Here is a 20,603-nt window from a genome sequence, read left to right on the forward strand (position 1 = left end):
AAATGATTTTAATGAATGCTAAGAAATTTTTATATATGTAAAATAAATTATATTTTTGGTTATTAAAGAAATTAATATATAATTAATTTTTTCTAAACATAGAAAAAATTTTGGCAGCTATTAAAGTTTTTATGGTTTAAAATAATTTAACTAATGCAGCTTTATTTTGGTATCAAAAAATAAACAACTGTACTTAATTATCATAACAAAGATTATGGTATTATAACCACTCTTATGAGTTCTGTTGCATTAACACCAACAGCTCCACCTTCGTTGATCTACTATCTGGCGTTAATGCAACAAAATTCTTTTTTATTGACGATATCAAAAATTTCATTAGCTAAATAATTAATTACAGCGTAAAACAAGATTTTTACTAAACAATTATGATAAAGAGGACATCCGGGTGCGCTGGCTAAAAAACCTAATTCTTACGGTCCTTATACTGATTATATTTATTTATCTGATCATACAAACCCAGTAGGGAGCAAAACAGTTAAGTGACTTACTCAGTAAATATACCTAATATGATGTAAAAATAGGTGTGATCAGTCACCATCTCACTACGCCAGGCGAAATTGTATTGCAAGATATTGCTATCCATAATAAACAAAATAGCTTTAAGCTAAATACTAAACAAATCACCTTTGAATTGCTGTGGCAAAAAATATTTTCAGGCTCATGGTTACATCGGTTGGTTCTTGCTGAAGGTGAGTTAACGCTACCCTCTTCCCGCCAGATTTTTCCTTTTAGCAGCAAAATATTGCAACTTGAAACCATGAACGTTAGCTATCGAATCGGTAATATTGCCTTGCTGGCAAGCAATATAACGGGTGGAATAGCCCCCTGACAACCGACTGCTGATAACCCATTTTGGGAGGGGAATTTTCAATTCACTACCGAACAGTTTGAGATTAATAATATTCATTTAACAACCCTGCTAGTAAAGGGAAGCTATAAAACCAATTCTCTTTTTATCGATGAGCTTACCGCTTACCTCAATAACGGGGTTATTAATGCCACAGCTGTTCAATACACCGATCAAGCAATTACTTTAGCAAAGCTAATGTTAACCAATACCGGGTGGCAATTTTCTTCATCACTCTCCCAATTGATCAATAAGCTACGAGATATTAAAAAATTGTCCATAAAAGAGCTAGATTTGACTAATACCCACTTCCAAGGAAAAGATTGAGCGATTTGCCGGTTTATCAGGTAAAGTGGCTGATATAGTCCTTTCCGCTGGCAATTGGAACAGTACCAGCACTAAACTGAGTCTAAATGTTGATGAATTAGTATATAAAAATCAACAAATTAGTCAATTAATGGCTGATATGACATTTACCAATGATATTTTGCATTTTAACCGTCTTGCTGGTTATTGTGACAAAGGCCTTTTTAACATTGAGGCAAATTGGCATACCAAACAGTAATCTATCAATATTATTAATGCTCAATTAGCAGGTATACGTTATCAATTAGCAGATGATTGGTTTAATTTTTTTAAAACACCAGTCGATAACTGGCTGAGTTCATTACATATTACTAATTTTAAATTAACTAATTCCTTACTGATGGATATCAACGCCAATTTTGCCTTTGAATTGACTAATATTAATGGTTACTTAACCAATATGGATTTGATCAAACAAAAAAATGGGGATTATGGCAAGGAAAAGGCGCCTTTACAGCGAGCAGTGGTACCTTAAATAAAGTTATGTTACGACAACCCTATATACAAATTTCACCCCATAGCGATTACTCTTTTACGGTTGAGCTCAATACCAATATCGAAAATGGCTTAGTAAAATTCAATACCAATATTCAACAGCAGGCCAATGATAATGCTTTTTCATTATCAGCCAATGGAATAAATGTTGATTTAGCAATATTAAATCAATGGGGATGGAAAAATTTACCCATACAGACATTAGCGGATTTCAATTTCACTCTGAAAGGCAACTTATTGGCCAATCCAATCACGTAAACATTGACAGGGGAACTATCTTATCAAACACTTGGCGGGGAAAAAAGGCTTACTCTATGAGCAAAGGTGAAATAACGGCACAAAATGATAGTCAAATACCAATGACTACCGCTAACGACGAAAAACTTTAGTTGCATCGATTAGCTGTCAATTTTAGCAATATGGCCAGGGTCAGATCATTTCTGTTTTTTGTCATCAGCTAATACCATGTAAGTACAGGTAAATAGTGAGGCGTGAGCGCTTTTATCACTACCAATATCGACATCTAACTCAATTACCGCTTGACATCCCTAGCCAGTCGATCTAAAGCACCGCGTATATTACAAAGATCGGCGACTGCATTTGGACGGCCAACAATCGGTTTATGATAACGAATATGACCATCAACCAAAATAATATAACCACCCAGGTGTCTTTCCTGTAGTAATAACCATATTAACCCCCAACCGGTTAAAGTGGCTAGTGAAAACTGACTACCAGCAAAAATGCTATGGTGAGGATTTTGATTTCTACCTTCAGACATACTGTTGATAAAACTCTGGCCGGTATACTGCACTATCTTTATTCCCATCTTTTCACTTAACGGAATTTTTTCATGCCAAATTTTTTATAATTGATTACACCAATCAGGTCTCCGTAAAATTTTATCCGGAGTTTGCACCTTTTTAATCATCAAAAAATGCTTCACCAGTGTAAGAAGCTGGCTTGCAATAGGATCGCAATTTTTAAATCCTAAACAACGAAAAAAAAGGAACAGCCCCTTCACGGACACTAGAAATAATTCTTTTACACCTTTCTGACGTGCAACTGATTCCAATGCTATGGCAATCAGTTTTCCTAATCCTTTGCCTCGCATACTAGGATGAACAGATAAAAAACGGATAGCACCTTCATCATCTGCATTTATATACAAGCGACCAATGACAAGTATTTGACCGGCTTCATTCACTATCATCTGATGATGCGCTGTGGAATCATAGCCATCTTTTTCAGAGCCGGGTGGTTGATGGAAAGGTTTACGCAACATCTCCCCAACGAAACTGATAATAATTTTTCAAATCAGCTTCTGTTTTTGGCACTCGTAGATGATACATAAAATTCTCTCCTTTTAGTAAATAATGGCAGAGTTTATAACTAAACCAAACCTGCAAGTAAAATGTTACTGGACCATTATTCGTTAAACTAACTTGCATATCAGCAGTAAGCTGTCCTGTTTCTGCTTTTATTCCTCTCAATCGGCACTGCTCAATAAAATAATGATATAGCGCATTGGCTTTATCGACAGTTGCGCTATTTGAAAAGCTAGGCCTCATTCCTTTTTTAGTATCAGCTGCTAAAGTAAATTGAGAAACAACCAGCAAACTGCCACCCACTTGCTGAATACTCAAATTCATTTTATCCTGCTCATCGTTAAAAATACGATAACCAATTATTTTTTCACACAACCATTGAGCTTTTTGCTCATTATCCTCTTTTCAATAGCCAAAAACACTAATAAACCTTCTACAATTTGGCCAACACATTTTTCTTCAACTATCGCATTAGCCTGTGTCACACGTTGAATTAAGGTAATTATACAAATCCTGTATTAAAACAAAGATAACATTAATCTAACTATTATTTCAGTCATATTAATAACTACTGTTTAGCAGGGATGCTGAAATCATAGTTAGCAAAATATTTTGCGACAGTATTTTTATCGCTAACATGCCAGCTTTTAATACCAAACTGTGCGGCAGCAGCAACATTTTCCTCGATATCATCAAAAAAAATAGCGTTTTCAGCAGCAAATCCCTCTGATTGTAAAACATATTTATAGATTACTAGGTCGGGTTTACGCATGACGAGATCTTGGGATAAGTAGAGAAAATCTGAAAAAGCTGCGATTTCAGTATAATGACTAGGCCAATAATTTTGATGTAAACGATTTGTATTGGATAAAATAACCACACGATGGCTTTGCTCACGTAAACGAGTCATAATTTCGATTACATCATAACGCAATGAAACGAAGATAGCGTTCCATCCCAGTGCAAACTCTTCAAAACTTAATGATAAACTTAATTTTTCACTAATAAATTCATCAGAATCAGAATCAGAAATTTTATCATATTCATGTAGTTTCGCTGGTTCATCTAGTTCAAAATTTTGCGCCTGACTGTGGCGGTAGGGATCTTACTTAATTCGCTCCAAACCTGTAGTGCTCGATTAAAGTCGATATTAATAATTACATTACCCATATCGAAAATATACAGCATAAATTATCTCCATAGTGACTGATATAATTTTACTATATCATTATTAAAAGGAACAAACAAAAGAAAATAATTATTTATCAAAATAGAAGTTTTTTTATAATAAATAAAATTGAGCCAACAGGTAATAACATATTTAACGACTAGCTGTGACCAGTGTTACAATTTTAATCTTTTTTAGTTTGAACAAAATGGATAACATTTTCATATTATATCGAGTTATTTATATCCAATCGGCCAATCTCATTTATCAAAAAAATATTTTATATAGAAAAAACTATCTATTATTTAGTTCATTATAAAAGACATTTAATTCGTTTTTTGGTTAAATTTTAACCTTTTTTCGTGATAGAAAAAAACTTCTCAAATGTTTAACCAACCTTAATTTAAAATTATTATTCTAAGTTAATTAACTATTATGATAATAAAATAATAATGTTATTGTTTTTAATATGAAATAATATAAATAAAAAACCATTTTAAAATAAAAATAAAAATAAAACTTACCAAAGATATTTTTTATTTTCAAATATAATAATCATTAATAAACTTTTCATATAAATAAATTTAATTTTAAAGTAATTATTTTTATTAAATTTTTATTTTTATTTTATATATATTCGTCAATCAATTACACAACACTAATTATTTATAATTTTATTTAAGGTTTTAAATTATGGAAAATAAAATTGCTGCAGTTAATTCTACATACAGTATTTTTGTTATATCATATCCGCAAGCTTGGTGTTTAGCATTAGCTGATAATGATCCTAATGATGATAGAAGTAGATGGCATAGTAAATTAAATCCAGTTCGCAATAGTATTGTTTCACTGAATAATTCTCTTCATGTCCCATTTGGAATGATTAATGGTGAGCTCACTGAATATGGGCGTAGAAGTCAAAGAGAAAGTTATCGTAAATTTTTTTCACCAAACGCATTAAATTTCTATGTTTACGTTGGATTAGGTAATCATGATTACCAAAACAATGTCGGTAATTGTAGTGAATCCAGCAATTCTGATTACAGTATGAATGCCTGTGCAAAAGGAATGGTATTCGACATGCATTATCGAATAGAAGAATACCGTCATTATCCTACTTCAATTAATTTTTCATACGGCAGTGGTGAGTATTCGGGAAGTAAAGCATATTCATGGGATTATGGTGATATTCATTATGTACAATTACAAAATTATCCAACTTATCACGTAGTGCTAGATCACTGGGCGGCCCAGATAATCAAAGTAACCCAATCGATGGATTGGTTAGAATCTGATCTAAAAAGCGCCAAGCAAAGAGGCAAAACTATTGTATTAAATATTCATGATGGCACGGATCATTTTATCCATCAGAGTAGCACTGAAGAAAAAAATAGATTTAGACGTTTTATGAGTGATTATAATGTTAAAGCTGTTTTTGTTGGTCATACTCATCAAGTTGCACAAGAGAACCCTTATGGCAATCATGAGCTCTTTGGCAATTTTAAGGTTTATAATAGCGGACACTATTTAAAGGTGATTTTCTAGTCGTTGATGTAAACGGGCGCAATTTAACGGTCAAAGTTTATAATGGCTCATCTGGCACTGCTAACTATATAAAAACATTATAATTAAATTAACCGTAACTTTAGTTTAACATTTGCTATTGAATAATTGATCACAGCTGGTTAGACAAATAATCTGATAACAGATGTATAATTTTTACTAATATGTATAGAACAATAGCAGTACTGTTATCAATGAAATAACAAATCACTTATGTTTTACATAAGTAGCTTTACTGACGGTTACTAAGCAATGACGATATTTTATTAGTGATTTACGATTTTAATCAGTATCAATACCAAATATAAATAATACTGCCACACTGCACTGATTGAACATTTAAAGTATTTTCAACAGGCAGCTGACAGTAAATTTTGTCGTTATGCTAAATAATAATTGGATTTTAGTAATCAATAGATAAAAAAATAAAGGCGTTTAATACGCCTTTTATTTATATTAAATCAAACAATTAAACTTCTTTATTTCGATAGGCACGACGGCGATCGTTTTCAGTCAAATAACGTTTTCTTAAACGAATTGATTGTGGCGTAACTTCCACTAATTCATCATCATCGATAAATTCTAACGCCTGTTCTAATGTTTTTTTAATCGGCGGGGATAAAGTTGTCGCTTCATCTGTCCCTGAGGCACGCACGTTAGTCAATTTTTTACCCGTTAAACAGTTGACAGTTAAATCATTAGAGCGAGAATGGATGCCAATAATTTGTCCTTCATATACTTCAGCACCATGACCAAGGAATAATTTACCGCGATCTTGCAAACTATAAAGTGCATAAGCTACAGCTTTACCTTGACCATTTGAGATCATGACCCCATTTTGGCGGCGACCAATTTCACCAGGACGGACATCATCATAGTGACTAAAGGTTGCATACAGCAAACCTGTCCCTGATGTCATGGTCATAAACTCAGTTCGAAAACCAATTAGTCCACGACTTGGAATAATATAATCAAGCCGTACCCGTTCTTTACTATCAGGCAACATATCGCGCAATTCACCTTTATGTTCACCTAATGCCATCATAACGTCGCCTTGGTGCCGCTCTTCAATATCGAGTGTAACCCGTTCAAAAGGTTCCTGTTTACGACCTTCAAATTCACGGAAAATAACCTTTGGTCGAGAAACAGCTAATTCAAAACCTTCACGACGCATGTTTTCAATCAATACCGAAAGGTGCAGCTCACCACGACCGGAAACACGGAAAGCGTCATGATCTTCAGTCTCTTCCACACGTAATGCAATGTTATGCACTAACTCTTTTTTTAGGCGATCTAAAATTTGACGGGAAGTAACATATTTTCCTTCACGACCACAAAATGGTGAGGTATTAACACAAAAATACATACTTACCGTTGGCTCATCAACAGCCAGTGCTGGCAATGCCTCAATATTATTTGGATCACATAAGGTATCTGAAATATTTAATTCTCCCGCACCCGTTAAGGCAATAATATCACCGGCTTGGGCAATTTCAGAATCGATACGCTCTAATCCTAAATGCGTTAATACCTTACCTACTTTACTACTACGTGTTTTGCCATCACTGTCGATAATAGTGATGGTTTGATTTGGTTTGATTGCGCCACGCTTAATGCGACCAATGCCAATAACACCCAAGTAATTGTTGTAATCAAGCTGAGATATTTGCATTTGGAAAGCACCCGCCAGATCAACCTGCGGCGGAGCAACATATTTTACAATTGCTTCGTAGAGTGGCGTCATATCTGCCGCCATATCATTGTAATCGGTTCCAGCAATACCATTGAAGGCTGAGGCGTAAATGATAGGAAAATCCAGTTGTTCATCAGTCGCTCCTAAGTTGACAAACAGATCGAAAACCTGATCAACAACCCAATCAGGTCTTGCGCCTGGACGATCGATTTTATTGGCTACCACAATTGGCTTTAAACCATGGGCAAAGGCTTTTTGGGTAACGAAGCGGGTTTGCGGCATCGGACCGTCCATTGCATCAACCAATAGCAGCACACTATCAACCATTGACATAACCCGTTCGACTTCACCACCAAAATCAGCATGCCCTGGTGTATCAACAATATTAATTCGATAATCATGCCATTGGATGGCGGTATTTTTTGCCAAAATCGTGATGCCACGCTCTTTTTCCAAGTCATTGGAATCCATCACACGTTCATCGAGGTTATTACGTTCACCAAAGGTGCCAGATTGTTGTAATAATTTATCGACTAGTGTCGTTTTTCCATGATCGACGTGGGCGATGATGGCGATATTTCTTAAATTTTCAATAGACACAAATTGTTACCATATTATCTAACTGGAAAGGATTAAATGACTTTGGCCAAGCAGTAGCTTGCCGGTGGGCATCTACACATATGCTGTTATTTTACACATAATATTGGCGGAGTGAAATAAATGTGAACTATATCAAGTTAAATAATCCACCTAACCAGGCAGATCATTGTTTGAAACGCATTTTAAACAATTAAAAAAAATTATTCCTCTGTTAGTTTGCAAATGTGTTTCTTACATTATATATTACCCTTAATAGAGCTGTTAACGACAATAAATTATCCTCCTTGAGGAGATGTTGAGTGTAGCTTTTTTGACACCAATCATTTTTAAATATATTAATAGAATCATTATGATTTAAGCTACTAAAATTGGCTTGATAAATATTAAAATAACTTTCTATTGTATAATAAAGATCTTGCTGCTGTTGGTTGGTTAAAGATTTATTTTTTCTATTTATCACTATATCAATTAGATCTTCAATAATTTTCTTCTTATTATCAATTTGAAAATAAAATTCAGTTAATGGTTTAATACAGTAATTAATAATGTCATTTTTTTGTTGTTTAATAAAATAATGAAGAGCAGAATGATGATGAAATTTTTTTAATTGAATAAAATTATCAACCGCTTTAAACAAACTATATAAATATAATATCGATTCAGGTGTCACCATATTTTTCAACACTTGAACTAATAAATTAAATTGACTTTCATTAAAGTGCCTACCTAAAAAAATTTTGTCAGCAATTTCTTTTTTCAAAATAGCTTGTTTATCTTCATCTAACTGATGATAAAAATAGGAAAATGTATACATTGCTTTAGAAAAATTTATTTTATTATTGTTAAGCAACAGGAAACCCTTATTTTTCAACTCAATCAAATGATTGCTCTTACCTTCTATTTCAGAAAATAAATTTTCAATCATTCTCGCTGGTGACTCTAATTTAAAATCACGCTGTTTATTTAAATCAATACTTTTTTCTATTTCAGCAATAATGATAGAAATTTTACTTTTAACATCTATTCTGGCTTTAATAAAATGGCAAAGATGATCAAAATTTTTATTATAAATTTCAGATCTGGTCAGTGTTATAAAAGGTAGTAATAGGGTATTACGAATATCATTCATTTTCTTTATAATATCGTAGCCTTTTCTTACAGCAAATCTATCGTTGAAACTATCTGTTTTTCCTATAAAAATATCACTACCAATAACCCTTTAATGATAATTTCCAATATTCGGCATAGCAAATTCCTTTTGCTGATATGTATAATTATTGCCATGATCATAATGATTATTTCATGCTAAATAACCTAAACCAACTTTCCATAGCAAAAATTAGCTGCTAACGCAGCTATTTGGCTGTTTTTGACAAAATTTAGTCGGTATTACACGCATACCAGCGGCAATGGTCACCATTAACGCTTGTTTAATATAGGGATCCGGTTGTTGCGGTTGCCTAGAACGATGCAATAACTCCGCCTGTAAGACATTTAAAGGATTGGTCTGAACATTTCTTAAGGCAATGGATTCAGCAATCCACGGTAAATCAGCCATTAATGTTTTATCCTTTGAGATAGCAAGTATACTGTTAATATTTTGCGCCAGCTATTTGCGTAGTTCTTCGCCTAATGGCCACAGCCGTTTTTCAACCAATCGCTGATCATAATATTCAGCTAACCACAAATCAGCTTTAGCAAATACCATCTCCAACATCGCAATACGAGTCTTGCAGAAAGGCCAGTCATGCCACATATCATCAAGAACTGATTTCATGCCATTCTCAATAACATGCTGCAATGCCGCCCCTGCACCTAACCAGGCGGGTAACATTAAGCGATTTTGGTGACCAGGCAAAAATCCAGGGAATAGCTCGCAGAGTTTCTACACCACCATCCTGACGACGTTTTGTCGGCCTGTGGAACCCAATGGTAATTTAGCTAACTCAAACTCTGGGGTGGTAGCGAGAAAATAGGTAACAAAATCAGGTTGTTGGCAAACATAATTACGATACATATTACATGAGATATCAGATAATATTTCCATTAGCCCACGCCATTCTGGCTTTGGTTCCGGTGGTGGTAATAAATTAGCTTCCAATATTGCGCTAGTATAAATAAACTGCTCATCGTTACTTGCGGTAAGCCATATTTAAAGCGGAACATTTCCCCTTGTTCAGTAGCTCTTAATCCGCCTTTTAAACTACCAGGCGGTTGTCAAAGCAGTGCCGAATGCGCTGGCGCTCAGCCACGACCATGAAATAGGGTTAACTTAACTTTTTCTTTGTCACAAAGTTTAATTAGCGCCTCCTGGGCGCAATACTGAGCCCAGGAGGCCGCCATCACTCCAGCGTCTTTGGCTGAATCGGAGTAACCGATCATGACCATCTGTTTATTATCAATAATCTCACGATACTCGGGGATGGTGGGCAATTTTTGCATCACGCTTTCAGCATTATTTAAATCATCTAAGGTTTCAAACAGTGGCACCCCACCGGTAATTTTAGTGAACATCCGCTTTCTTTAAGCAGCAATTTTACCGCTAATACATCAGATGATACTTTTGCCATGGAAATAACATAAGCAGCAATGGCGTCCGTCGGTGAATCGGCAATAACCTGGCAAGTAGCCAATACTTCTTGCGTTTCTGCACTAGGTTGCCAATTTTTTGGCCAAAGTAGCCGTTTAGAACTTAGTTCAGCCAATAAAAAAGTCTGTTTTTCTTCCTCCGACTAATTTTTATAATCACCTAACTCAAGGTAATAAAGTAGCTCTGCTAATGCATTAGTGTGGCGGCTACTTTCCTGACAGATATCAATCTGTACTAATTGCAAACCAAAACAACGAATACGGCGTAAGGTATCGAGTAATTGTCCATTGGCGATAATCGGCATACCACAGGCAATAAATGATTGATAACAAGTATAAAGTGGTTGCCAAAGTTGTTGATTATCATAAAGATAGTCTTCAGGTGGCAATACCTTTTCACTTTTAATACAACTGTCCAGATAATCGAGTGTATTGCGTAAACGGCTACGTAAATCTTTAGCAATCTGGCGATAAGGCTCATTAATATCATCACCACCGGCTAATTATCGAAGTTCAGCCGTTGTTTCTGACATCGATAACTCAGAGACCAAGATTTGAATATCAGCTAAAAAAGCTCAGCCGCTTTCCAGCGACTTAGTAAAAGGGCTTCTAGAGTGACTTCGGCAGTAACAAGAGGATTACCGTCATGATCTCCACCCATCCAGGAAGTGAAGCGGATCAAATTATAGTCTCAACAGGCAAATTAATCGTCAAACTGGCTTCAAGCTGTTCATTCAGTTCACGTAAAAAAGCAGGAACCTCTTCCCATAATGAATTTTCAACCACCGTAAATCCCCATTTAGCTTCATCAATCGGCGTAGGGCGATTTTTACGGATGTCATCGGTATACCAGCACTGGGCAATTAATTGGCGTAAACGTCGCATAATATTATTACGTTCATAATCCGCTAAATCATCATGATCTAACTGTACCAGACAGGTATTCACTTCAATCAATTTATGAATTAAAGTGCAGCGCGCAATTTCTGTTGGATGAGCAGTTAATACTAATTCAATTGATAATTCATCAATCGCTTTTGTTATCACTTTATTAGTAAATTTTTTTCCTTTAAGCGAGCAAAAAGCTTAGCTAATACCTGAGAATTACTAGATGCCTCACTGTGAGGAGAAATGCTATAGTATTGCTCTGAGACATTGGCTAGATTAAGAAATTAATTAAATGCCCTAGCGACAGGAAGAAGTTCATCATTAGAGAAATTTTGTAAGGTTTTCAATAAAGCTTGACGTTGTGCTTTATTTCCTGCCCGAGAATATTTTAATAATTTACGAATAGATTCTACTTTATTTAAGATATCCTCACCCAAAGCATTTTTAATTGTATCACCTAATAATTTACCTAACATGCTGACATTACTGCGCATCGCGGAATATTGTTGATCCATTAAAACTCCCTAACTTTCACTGGCTAAAAGCTTACTTATGAATTATTTAAGTTGAGACAGTTTTATCAGTCGATAATTACCTTTTCTTATTCTCACGCTAAAAACAGAATCGCTAAATAATAACATTCTCTGATGATATAACGGATATCTGCTTTATCATTAAATCTAGATCAATAAGTATGGCATCTTTATAAAATTTTATAATTGACTTATTCCCACTATAAAGATTATTTCAGTGCAAGGTAGGGTGCAATTTCAGGAAATTATTGAATCAAGGACTAGCTAGCCAATATTGTTAGCCATCAAAAAGACTTTACCAACAAACAGAGGAATAATTCCTCTGCTTTTGTTGACTATCAATGCATCTAGAAGCGCGGCGATTATGCTGTTATTATGGCGATAAAAGCAATTGTGATAAGCGATTAAGATCAGACTGAATAGCGCCCGCCGTCACATCACGTCCAGCACCATGCCCCCTAATTATTAACGGATTATCACGATACCAAGGACTTTTTAAGGCAAAAACATTATCACCGGGTAATAACGCGGCCAATGGATAATCAGGTAGAACAGCTTCAACACCGACTTGGGCGCGTTTCTTAGTGGCAATCAAAGCGAGCAACATAACGTAACACCATGCCCATTTCCTGAGCAGCTTGGAAACGTTGTGCCATTTGTTCATTAATGACCATACTATTTTCAAAAAACGCATCCAGATCACCGGCTGCAGCTTCGGCAGGAACTAATGACTCAACCCGTACCCTGTTCAGTTTCAATTTCATACCCTGCTTCACGTGCCAAAATGATCAATTTATGCATCACATCTTGCCCAGAAAGATTAATTCGTGGATCTGACTCGGTTAAGCCTTGCTGCCAAGCTTGCTCAACCAATTGATTAAACGGTACCGTGCCATCGAATTATAAAAATAACCAAGATAAGGTACCAGAAAAAACATCACTAATAGAAAGGATATTATCACCACTCTCTTTTAAATCACGGACAGTATAATTTATTGGTAATCCCGCCCCGACTGTCGCGTTATACAGCCAGTATCGGCGTGTTTTTGCAAAGGCATCACGGATCCTGACGGTAGTCATCGCTCGCCAGAACGCCGGGTATCTTATTAGCACTGATTAGATGAAAACCGTAACTCGTAAAATCAAGATAGCTTTTGGCTAATAAGTCACTAACTGTTATATCCAGTATAACTAGATCATTAAATGGATGATCTCGCATCCAAAGAAAAAGCGCTTTATCCTGATGAATTGTGGCTTCATGATCAAAAAAAGCTAATACTCTACTTGGATCGATGCCCTCATAATTTAACAAGCTACGGCAACTATCGACTACACCTGCGAGAATAAATTCAAAATCACTACGAGCGGAAATCGTTTTTTGCTCGGTAGCAAATAATTCCAGCCAGCGAGAACCAATATTACCTTTACCAAACAGAACCAAGGCAATACGTTTTTCTGCCCTAAATAAGCTCTGGTGTAATCTCTGAACCAAATGTGATGTTTGAGTTGTGCGTAAAACAGCAACTAGGCTTATTTCTTCTTCATAATGCCAAATAAATTCAACTGGTTGATCTTTTAATTGTTGATAGAAACGATGACTATGTAGGGGATTTTTACCAACGCCCGCGCCGACAATTGCCATTAAAGAAAAATGATCACGTAACGATAATTTTTCTACTACCACAATCTGCTTTAATAGCGCCAGAGCACTAGCAGCAACTTCAGAGGTATAACATAACTGGATGAATTTTCGATCTGGATGTAAACCAGTCTCTAATGGCCGCAATTGATTTTACTTTAGCAATAAATCGATATTTTTATAGATTTGGCTAAAATTTTGCTGAGTTGCCACGATTAATTCGACCAGACAAACATCATCATAGCTGGTAACAATTTTGACACCCGTACCTGATGCCAAAACACGTTCTATTTTTGTCGAACCCTGTTCAGGCTGATAACTACATCTAAGTTGTAACTCAATATTAGTGACAGAAATTGGCTGTAAGGTGCGAATATGAAGCACTGGTGCCGCTAAACGCCCTAATTCACTAGCTTCATCAAGGCGTAATAGTGGCAGCAAACAAGCATCTTTGACTTTGCGTGGATCAGCACTGTATACACCCGCAACATCACTCCAGATAGTTACTTTATTAACCTCCGCTAACGCCCCCACTTGGGTTGCTGAATAATCACTACCATTACGCCCTAGTAATACCGTTTTACCTTGTTTACTTTGGGCAATAAAACCCGTCACTACCAACCGTTTATTGGCATGTTGTTGCAAAAGCTGTTGTAATAATGGGCGTGATAGGGTTTCATCTACTTGGGGTTGAGCAGCAAACTCTGCCCGCAAGAAAAGCCGTGCATCTAACCAATGACTAGCCAAACCGAATTCTTCTAATACCGCGTACATCAAACGCGCAGACCAAATTTCCCCATGACCAACAATTTCTGCATAAATATTATCATGGATTGGTTTATCTACTAACGTGCTTAAACGATCAAGCTAAGCTAAAAAAGCTAACTTTACTATCTGTGCTTTTTTGTCAGGTAATAACCCAATGATAAGATCTTGTTGATAACGGCGAATTACCTGCTGTACCTGATTAGCTAAAACACTATCTGTTTGACTTAATTTCAGCCAATCAATTAACTGATTGGTTGTTGTTCCTGACGCAGATACCACCATTAAATCACCTGCATGGCTATAATTTGCCATGATATTAGCGACTCGCTAATAACATTTTACATCAGCCCAACTACTACCACCAAATTTATGTAATTGACGATGGTGATATTTTACTGCTCCCGCTGTCACTGCATTCATGATAAGAAAGTTACCTCTTCGCTACTAGCTGAAACGCATTACCTAAATCTTCAATAGCTACTGAAAAACTTAATAAATTTTTATTGGTAGTTGCTAACTTACATCAAATAATACGCTGCTAATATAGCACTTAACCAATGACATATGGTTAACATTATTAGTTCAACTAACATAATATCGATTCACTAAAAAAATTAAAAAGATAATCAAATATAACCAAATGGACATGAAGATGTTAATACATCTGGAAATCCAAAATACTTTACGTTTAAATCAAGTAATGGGATAATTATCAATATTAAACTCGACAATAAACGATAAAATATTAGAAATTTATTAAACAAATTTTTGCCAATTAAGGCTATATTTATACAACAACTAAATTCTTCTATTGATTGACTTAACTTAAGGTATCCCATGGCTGAATGGAATGGTGATTATGTTAGCCCTTATGCTGAACATGGTAAAAAAAGCGAGCAAGTAAAAAAGATCACAGTATCTATCCCATTAAAAGTACTTAAAATTTTGACAGACGAGCGCACTCGTAGACAAATTAATAATTTACGCCATGCAACAAACAGTGAATTGCTATGTGAAGCGTTTTTACACGCCTTCACTGGTCAACCGTTACCAAATGACGATGATTTACGTAAAAAACGTGATGATGAGATTCCAGAAGCAGCAAAAATTATTATGCGCCAAAAAGGTATTTATCCAGACACATGGGAATATTAATTATTTATCTTAATTCTTTAAAGATCAAATAATTAAAGTTTTTTGTAAAAATAGTCTTAGTCTAAAGGTTTTTAATTCAACAAATTTGGTTTCATATAACAGTAACACCCGGATATTAAGCGAAGTGTTACTCCTATTATAAGCATGATTTTGGCTTGTATCATTGATCAATTATTATTTTTTCATGCCTGGAATATTGAATCGCTGCTTAAAGCGATCAACACGGCCGCCAGCAGCCACATCACGCTGTTTACCTGTATAGAATGGATGACATTTACCACAAACATCCAAATTCAGATCATGATTAACAGTTGATTTAATTTTCATTACATTACCGCAAGAACAAGTCGCAGTAACTTCTTCATATTTAGGGTGAATATCTTTTTTCATATAGAAAACCTCTACTTAGGCCGCATCGCTATCTAACCCTAACGCTAGACACCATACGTCAATATCAATTAAGAATAGTCGTTAGTAATCAAAATTACTAACAAAGGCGACGGATCATACAGAAAATCTGTTTATAGCTCAATGAAATCTATTCAAATAATGTGATACTCTATCTTTATATGTCTTATAAATAAGCTGTATGACAATAATTAGGAACACTTAATAATGGCTATTGTTCAAGTGGCGCTCCCTATTCCGCTGATGCGCGTTTTTGATTACCAATCCAATCTTCCGTTACCAGCTAAAGGTTGCCGGGTATTGGTGCCTTTTGGCAAGCGTACTACCTTAGGTATTGTATTATCGCATAATCAAAATAGTGATCTCAGTAGTGAACAATTAAAAACCATTGAACAAGTATTAGATCAAGAATCGTTATTTTCTGACAGTTTATGGTCATTGCTACTTTGGGCATCTCAGTATTACCATCACCCGATTGGTGAAGTACTATTTCATGCGCTACCAGTGTTACTGCGGCAAGGCAAAGCGGCAACATTTTCTCCGCTATGGCAATGGCAAATCACCCAGAGAGGTAAAATTTTTGCCCTAAACCAGCTTAAAAGAGCACCAAAACAACAACAGGCGCTCGCATTACTACAGCAACAGCCCCTTTATCGTCATCAAATAACAGAATACGAATTGAGTGAAAATGCGCTACAAACATTAAAAAAGAGAGCCTTGATTCAACTATTACCCATCCAACCAAAAATGGAAAACTGGCGTACTGATTTTCATCTTTGTGGCGAAAAACCAAAACTTAACCTAGAACAGTCAACAGCAGTAGGGGCAATAAGTTCTCTGTCAACATTTATGCCTTGGTTATTAGTGGGAATCACGGGTTCCGGTAAAACAGAAGTCTATCTCAGTGTGATTGAAAATGTTTTAGCGCAAGGTAAACAAGCATTAGTCCTGGTACCCGAAATTAGTCTTACTCCCCAAACTATCCTACGATTTAGTGGGCGATTTAATGCGCCTGTTGATGTGCTGCATTCCGCATTAAATGATAGTGAACGACTGACCGTCTGGTTGCGTGCACAAAAGGGACACAGTGCTATTGTAATTGGTACGCGCTCCGCATTATTCACGGTCTTTGCCAATCTTGGCTTGATCATTATTGATGAAGAACATGATAACTCTTACAAACAACAAGACGGATGGCGTTATCATGCCCGTGATCTGGCTGTTTTTCGCGCCAAAAAAGAGAACATTCCAATTATTATGGGTACTGCAACACCTTCGTTAGAAAGTCTTTATAATATTGAACAAGGAAAATATCACCGTCTAGATCTAACCCAACGAGCTGGAAACGCCAAAACGGCGAGTCAACATTTACTTGATTTAAAAGGCCAGCCATTAAAATATGGTATGTCAAGACCATTAATACAGCGTATTGAAGATCATCTGGCGGCAAATAATCAAGTGATGCTATTTTTAAATCGCCGCGGCTACTCACCAACATTAATTTGCCATGATTGTGGTTGGATTGCCGAGTGTTCACGTTGTGATTATTATTACACACTACACCATCATCAACGTCAGCTACGTTGCCATCACTGTGATGGTCAACTACCAATCCCAATACAATGCTCACACTGCGGCTCAACACATCTGCTCCCTGTCGGTTTAGGAACTGAACAGTTAGAAGAAGCTATTAACCAGCTTTTTCCTAATATACCGGTTACCCGCGTTGACAGAGATACCACTCGGCGGAAAGGCGCATTAGAAAAACAGCTAGCAACTGTCTATACAGGTGGTGCTCGAATTTTGATCGGCACCCAAATGCTAGCGAAAGGACACCATTTTCCTGACGTTACTCTGGTCGCCCTACTGAATGTAGATGGCGCACTTTTTTCCAGTGATTATCGGGCAACTGAAAGATTTGCTCAGCTTTATATCCAAGTATCTGGACGGGCTGGAAGAGCCGGTAAACATGGTGAAGTGATCCTACAAACCTACCACCCTAAACATCCATTATTAGCGACATTATTAGAAAAAGGATATAACGCGTTCGCGACAGAAACACTAGCGGAACGACGTGATGTTTTTTTGCCACCGCATAGCAGTCATATAATAATCCGTTCAGAAGATCATCATAACCAATCGGCAACTGATTTTTTAAACAAGTTTCACCAATATATAGAACAACATACCATGCGCGACTCACAGCTTTGGCTAATGGGTCCTACACCGGCGATCCAAGCTAAGCGGGCAGGCCGTTTCCGTTGGCAATTACTACTCCAGCATCCTTCGCGCTCCTATTTACAACAATTCCTTTCGCATATTTTACCTGAAATTATGGCATACCCTGAAAGTCGAAAAGTAAAATGGAATATCGATGTTGATCCAACTGAAAATTAGTCGCTGCTATTAGTCATCCACTTACACCTATTGAAGCAAATAAAGTCAGTTTTATGCAAAGCTATTCTATAAATAAATCTAATTGAACAATTCAGACAAATTTATTTACAAATTTTGCTGGTAAAGTGATTAAAATAAATAAATGCATTGATTAAATAGACTTAATTAGTTATTAAAGTATACAAAGTGGAGATATGGAACAAAAGATAAATCACCACAACGCAACGATGAAGGATGTTGCTAACGCAGCAGGGGTGTCTACTGCAACCGTTTCACGAGCACTCACTAGGGCCCAATCAAGTTTCTATCAAAACACGCCAGAAAGTTGAACAAGCTGCGTTGAAAACGGGTTATGATACCTATTGTCTGAGGAAAAACACCAAATCAAGCAAGGCTAAAACTATTTTTGTTGCTATACGCGATATTACTCACCCTATTTGTCCTGATATTATTAGTGACATTGAACAATGTGGCTGCTGAACAAGAATATATGGTACTGATTGGTGATTGTAAACATTATAAAAAACAACAATACACTCTTATTGATATATTTATTAGCCAACAAATTGATGGCATTGTGTTACTCAATGCTGATATTCTGTTTTCACTCGCCAATAGAAAACTAAAAAATTTACCGCCAATAGTTGTTGCAAATGAATTTGTACCTGAATTCAATCTTACTACTATAAATATTGATAATCTAACCTACTCTTTTAATGCAATTAATTATTTACAAAAACTAGGTCATAAATATATTCCTTGCATAACAGGCCCAGAAACCATTCTGTCTTGCCAATATCGTTTGCAAGGTTACCACTCAAGCGATACAGCGGGCAGGTAATAAGGTGAACAGGAATATATTATTAATAGTGATTTTAGTTACCAAGGTGGAGCTGAGGGCATAAAAAAACTTTTTGCATTAACCAAGCCACCTAGCGCAATTTTTTGCCATAATGATATTATGGCTATTTGTGCTATATAGCAGGCCAAACGTATGTGCCTAACATTACCAAGAGATTTATCTATTATTGGATTTGGCAATCTCAACTTTGCACAATATAGTGAACCCACTCTCACCACAATCGAGCAACCTCGCTTTAAAATTGGGCGCCAGGCAATGTTACTACTTTTAACGAAAATCGAAGGTCATGCAATAGATAAAAATGCAAAATTGCTAGAGTGCCATTTAATTATTCTAATTATTCGTGATAGTGTTTGTCCACCTAAAAACTAGTCAAAAGTGATTAGGTTTAGTAATATATAACGAATTAATGTAACTTTTTTATTAATCAGCGAATTGAAACGTGGTACAAAAAGATTATGTAAGACGAGGGCGCACCATGCCCCGTAAAAATAAGCATGCAGGTAAAAAAAAATCAAATCAAGTATTGCCGAAAACAATCCTTGTTGTCGCTATTGCCATCGTAATTGTCTTTATTGGCAGCTTATATTACATTACGCAAAATAAACGCGTTCCGGTGCTTAACAAAACAACCTCACCCAACAACAATCAGCCAGTCAACAGTCTACCTCCTAAACCAGAAGAACGGTGGCGTTACATAAAAGAGCTGGAAAAACGGGGTTCTGATCTACAAAACTTTAACCACTCCACTAAATCAAACATTAATAACACCAACGAGTTAACCAATGAGCAACGTCAATTTCTTGAGCAGAGTGATGCGGATAGGCGCAATCCCACCACAAATCTATCCGAGGTGCCTAATAATGATAATGTTCCCCGCTCACACATAATCATTAATGGTACACCAATAGAATCATCTCTGCGATTAAAACCCGCACCACAGCCTCAACAACCAACCAACAATCCACAAAAAATAGTGGTACAATGCGGCTCATTTAAGAACCTGGAACAAGCAGAATCAGTTAAAGCTAACCTGGCCTTTTCCGGTTTAGAAAGTAGGATTAGCTCGACTGAAGGTTGGCATCGTTTAGTTCTTGGGCCTTACAAGCAAGAAACAGCAGAAAAAATACGTGACCGAGCTAAATCTGTCGGCGTATCCGGCTGTATTCTTCGTACAAGTAAGGGTTGAAAAATGATTATTATCCCCCATTTACATTCCTAATAGCGTAAATACTGACTTTTTACGTCATAAAAAACCTAAAAAGTATGTTTACATACTCCCC

Annotated in this window: 12 protein-coding genes and 6 pseudogenes; 10 read left to right on the forward strand and 8 right to left on the reverse strand. The window is 36.1% G+C overall.

Translation table 11 applies throughout. The features are described from left to right. The first annotated feature begins 544 nt into the window (after positions 1-544). The 5 genes from ARADI_RS07930 (at position 545) to ARADI_RS07940 (ending at position 1,987) form a co-directional block, all read left to right on the forward strand. Entirely contained in the window at positions 545-850 is a 306-nt protein-coding gene (locus ARADI_RS07930; RefSeq protein WP_147392388.1) for a hypothetical protein, read from the forward strand. Between the two features lie 216 nt (positions 851-1,066). Beyond that, complete coding sequence (locus tag ARADI_RS19630; protein WP_255420650.1) at positions 1,067-1,195, forward strand: hypothetical protein; 129 nt, start codon at positions 1,067-1,069, stop codon at positions 1,193-1,195. A gap of 25 nt (positions 1,196-1,220) precedes the next feature. Beyond that, positions 1,221-1,433, forward strand: a complete 213-nt coding sequence (locus ARADI_RS07935) for a hypothetical protein (RefSeq protein ID WP_119711715.1) — start codon at positions 1,221-1,223, stop codon at positions 1,431-1,433. A 141-nt stretch (positions 1,434-1,574) separates the two neighbouring features. Beyond that, positions 1,575-1,709 carry a hypothetical protein gene (locus ARADI_RS19635; protein WP_255420651.1) on the forward strand — a complete coding sequence of 45 codons (135 nt, stop codon included), beginning with the start codon at positions 1,575-1,577 and terminating at the stop codon, positions 1,707-1,709. An 8-nt stretch (positions 1,710-1,717) separates the two neighbouring features. Beyond that, entirely contained in the window at positions 1,718-1,987 is a 270-nt protein-coding gene (locus tag ARADI_RS07940) for a hypothetical protein (protein ID WP_119711716.1), read from the forward strand. A gap of 176 nt (positions 1,988-2,163) precedes the next feature. Here ARADI_RS07940 and fabY read toward each other — a convergent pair. The 3 pseudogenes from fabY to ARADI_RS07955 form a co-directional block, all read right to left on the reverse strand. Then, positions 2,164-3,081: pseudogene (gene fabY, locus ARADI_RS07945) on the reverse strand (fatty acid biosynthesis protein FabY). A 108-nt stretch (positions 3,082-3,189) separates the two neighbouring features. After that, positions 3,190-3,542, reverse strand: a pseudogene (gene dtd, locus ARADI_RS07950) (D-aminoacyl-tRNA deacylase); the annotation flags it as partial. A gap of 83 nt (positions 3,543-3,625) precedes the next feature. Continuing rightward, positions 3,626-4,245 (reverse strand): annotated as a pseudogene (locus ARADI_RS07955) (HAD-IA family hydrolase). 673 nt (positions 4,246-4,918) lie between these two features. Between ARADI_RS07955 and ARADI_RS07960 the strand changes: the two are divergent. Then, complete coding sequence (locus ARADI_RS07960) at positions 4,919-5,770, forward strand: metallophosphoesterase (protein WP_238149273.1); 852 nt, start codon at positions 4,919-4,921, stop codon at positions 5,768-5,770. Between the two features lie 487 nt (positions 5,771-6,257). Here ARADI_RS07960 and typA read toward each other — a convergent pair whose 3' ends face one another. The 4 genes and pseudogenes from typA to ARADI_RS19665 form a co-directional block, all read right to left on the reverse strand. After that, the gene (gene typA, locus ARADI_RS07965) at positions 6,258-8,081 is read right to left on the reverse strand and encodes a translational GTPase TypA (protein WP_119711717.1); all 1,824 of its coding nucleotides are present in this window, start codon (positions 8,079-8,081) and stop codon (positions 6,258-6,260) included. Positions 8,082-8,292: 211 nt separating this feature from the next. Further along, on the reverse strand, positions 8,293-9,210 hold the full coding sequence (locus ARADI_RS07970; protein WP_119711718.1) for a hypothetical protein: 918 nt from the start codon (positions 9,208-9,210) through the stop codon (positions 8,293-8,295). Positions 9,211-9,420: 210 nt separating this feature from the next. Beyond that, positions 9,421-12,073 (reverse strand): annotated as a pseudogene (ppc, locus tag ARADI_RS20905) (phosphoenolpyruvate carboxylase). 391 nt (positions 12,074-12,464) lie between these two features. Next, positions 12,465-14,813, reverse strand: a pseudogene (locus ARADI_RS19665) (bifunctional aspartate kinase/homoserine dehydrogenase II). A gap of 522 nt (positions 14,814-15,335) precedes the next feature. On the opposite strand from ARADI_RS19665, the gene metJ reads away from it, so the two are divergent. After that, the gene (gene metJ / locus ARADI_RS07985) at positions 15,336-15,653 is read left to right on the forward strand and encodes a met regulon transcriptional regulator MetJ (RefSeq protein WP_119711719.1); all 318 of its coding nucleotides are present in this window, start codon (positions 15,336-15,338) and stop codon (positions 15,651-15,653) included. Between the two features lie 174 nt (positions 15,654-15,827). Here metJ and rpmE read toward each other — a convergent pair whose 3' ends face one another. Beyond that, positions 15,828-16,043: a 50S ribosomal protein L31 gene (rpmE, locus tag ARADI_RS07990; protein WP_032116035.1), complete on the reverse strand. Its 216-nt coding sequence runs from the start codon at positions 16,041-16,043 to the stop codon at positions 15,828-15,830. 225 nt (positions 16,044-16,268) lie between these two features. Between rpmE and priA the strand changes: the two genes are divergently transcribed. The 3 genes and pseudogenes from priA to ARADI_RS08005 all read left to right on the forward strand — a co-directional run bounded on the left by priA (position 16,269) and on the right by ARADI_RS08005 (position 20,509). Beyond that, on the forward strand, positions 16,269-18,458 hold the full coding sequence (gene priA, locus ARADI_RS07995; RefSeq protein ID WP_119711720.1) for a primosomal protein N': 2,190 nt from the start codon (positions 16,269-16,271) through the stop codon (positions 18,456-18,458). Between the two features lie 194 nt (positions 18,459-18,652). Continuing rightward, positions 18,653-19,692, forward strand: a pseudogene (gene cytR / locus ARADI_RS08000) (DNA-binding transcriptional regulator CytR). 106 nt (positions 19,693-19,798) lie between these two features. Continuing rightward, positions 19,799-20,509, forward strand: coding sequence for an SPOR domain-containing protein (locus tag ARADI_RS08005; RefSeq protein WP_369406986.1), 711 nt, complete (start codon positions 19,799-19,801; stop codon positions 20,507-20,509). The last annotated feature ends 94 nt before the right edge of the window (positions 20,510-20,603 follow it).

Source organism: Arsenophonus endosymbiont of Aleurodicus floccissimus (assembly GCF_900343025.1).
Classification (GTDB): Bacteria; Pseudomonadota; Gammaproteobacteria; order Enterobacterales; family Enterobacteriaceae; genus Arsenophonus.

What these genes read in the sequence shown, in the direction of transcription:
- metJ (WP_119711719.1), top strand. Translation starts at nt 15,336, where the DNA reads ATGGCTGAATGGAATGGTGATTATGTTAGCCCTTATGCTGAACATGGT.
- ARADI_RS07940 (WP_119711716.1), top strand. Translation starts at nt 1,718, where the DNA reads ATGTTACGACAACCCTATATACAAATTTCACCCCATAGCGATTACTCT.
- priA (WP_119711720.1), top strand. Translation starts at nt 16,269, where the DNA reads ATGGCTATTGTTCAAGTGGCGCTCCCTATTCCGCTGATGCGCGTTTTT.
- ARADI_RS07970 (WP_119711718.1), bottom strand. Translation starts at nt 9,210, where the DNA reads ATGAATGATATTCGTAATACCCTATTACTACCTTTTATAACACTGACC.
- rpmE (WP_032116035.1), bottom strand. Translation starts at nt 16,043, where the DNA reads ATGAAAAAAGATATTCACCCTAAATATGAAGAAGTTACTGCGACTTGT.
- ARADI_RS07960 (WP_238149273.1), top strand. Translation starts at nt 4,919, where the DNA reads ATGGAAAATAAAATTGCTGCAGTTAATTCTACATACAGTATTTTTGTT.
- ARADI_RS19635 (WP_255420651.1), top strand. Translation starts at nt 1,575, where the DNA reads ATGGATATCAACGCCAATTTTGCCTTTGAATTGACTAATATTAATGGT.
- ARADI_RS19630 (WP_255420650.1), top strand. Translation starts at nt 1,067, where the DNA reads ATGTTAACCAATACCGGGTGGCAATTTTCTTCATCACTCTCCCAATTG.
- ARADI_RS08005 (WP_369406986.1), top strand. Translation starts at nt 19,799, where the DNA reads ATGCCCCGTAAAAATAAGCATGCAGGTAAAAAAAAATCAAATCAAGTA.